This window comes from Methylobacterium trifolii (assembly GCF_022179685.1).
In the GTDB taxonomy this organism is placed as follows: Bacteria; Pseudomonadota; Alphaproteobacteria; order Rhizobiales; family Beijerinckiaceae; genus Methylobacterium; species Methylobacterium trifolii.
Window position 1 is genome coordinate 1 of the sequence record NZ_BPRB01000417.1, and the last position, 1,513, is coordinate 1,513.

Below are 1,513 nucleotides of genomic sequence, written 5' to 3' on the forward strand. Positions count from 1 at the left end.
TAAAGGCTCCTCTGATGGCACCCCTCGCCATCAGAGGAGCCTTTACGTGACGAGGCAGATGCTCCTTTCAAAGCCGGCTCCTTTTCGCGTCCCGCGAAAACAGAACGCTAAGCCTCTGATCGACCTAGTGTAATCCGCCACATGCCGTAAACGCCGCCCTCACGCCAAGAACCGTCAAGGGCTTCATCACCCGCGCAGCGGTGCAGTTTCGCCTTGCCGTCGTGGGTCAAGGAGGTCAGGCTGAAGTGATCAGGACCGACCTCTTCACCCTCGTACATCCAACCCCCGTTCGCACCGTTGGCATCGACAACGATCCGCCCGTCGCTGATGCGAACGACACAAGCCTCGGTCGCGGAAGCCCGTCCATCGGCGTAGAATGTCTCGCACTCGCTATCGTCCCAAAGGCTCATAAGGCGCAGCCCTCCATACCGAACACTCTTGATGAGGGGTGCCACGGGACACCGCAGTTCCGCAACGAAGGATTCAAGGTTCTACACTCTCAAGGAAGAAAGGCGGCGAGCAAAGCGCCCGCCGCGATGATCGTTGTTTTCAGTTCGCGCAAAACGGCCGATCTTTTTACCGCCGAGATCGAGCACGCTCTTCCCGCCGCTGCCGATCTCGGAAAGGTGCGAGCGCCTCAGCCCGGATAGTGCGATACAAAGCAGTTCCTTCCCGGTTGCCGAAGAACAATTCGTCGAGCTTCCGGTGGCCCATGACATCCATGAGGCGGATGCGATGGCCAGTTTGCAGCCAGTCCTTCTGCGAGTGCAAGCCGGGGGGTTTGACCTCACCGGTCGTGGGACTGGTCCACGGTCGCTTGAAGTACTCCACCCGCGTCATCTTCTGTGGGGCTTTCATCATATAGAGAAACTGCCGAGTGAGGTCGTCATCCTCTACGGCCTGAACATGGGCGGCTGCCACCCCCTCCATCATGCTGGTATGCCGCGCGCGAAACGGTGCGAGGACGCGCGAGACCTCCTCGGCGTGGGCTCCCCACGTGATGAGGTGGCAGTGCCACGCGACCCAGTCGTGCCGACTTTGCCGACCCGGCCGCCAGCGCCAGTAGAGCGCGGCCTCGACCATCCCGATGAAGGGGATACCGCCGAGAGCTTGCCGGGCCATCTGCTTGAGCACGTGCACGTCGAAGTTAGCCGCACGCCCAATGCGCCGCCACAACGTGTTCTCCTCGCAGGTGCCCGGTCGGCCGTCCCCGACCGGGTGGGCACAGCGGGCCGGAACGAGGGTAACGAAGCAAAGGGGTCCAAGCTGCACGTCCGCGCTCGCGAGCACATGCGCGAGGCCAATTCCAGCGAAGGCAATCCGCGACATGCAGTTGTTAGCGTAGAGTTCGTAGTCGAGGTCAGGGTCGAGCGTCTCGATCACGTCGGGGCGCGGGAGGGCGGCATGGTTGGGTTGCGGGCGGAGGACGTAGTTGACCATCTTGACGTCAGCCCAGTGGTGACCATCGGCGAAGGTTTGAAGGTCGGGCCATGCGTCGGGGGGGTTGTCTTTC

General features: G+C 62.0%; 2 protein-coding genes. Both read right to left on the reverse strand.

Features of this window, described 5'->3' with window-relative positions; genetic code table 11:
* Positions 1-107 precede the first annotated feature (107 nt).
* Positions 108-410: a hypothetical protein gene (locus tag COGEMETH_RS25455; protein ID WP_238185443.1), complete on the reverse strand. Its 303-nt coding sequence runs from the start codon at positions 408-410 to the stop codon at positions 108-110.
* 166 nt (positions 411-576) lie between these two features.
* A partial coding sequence (locus COGEMETH_RS25460; protein WP_238185444.1) for a hypothetical protein occupies positions 577-1,513 on the reverse strand: 937 nt, incomplete at its 5' end.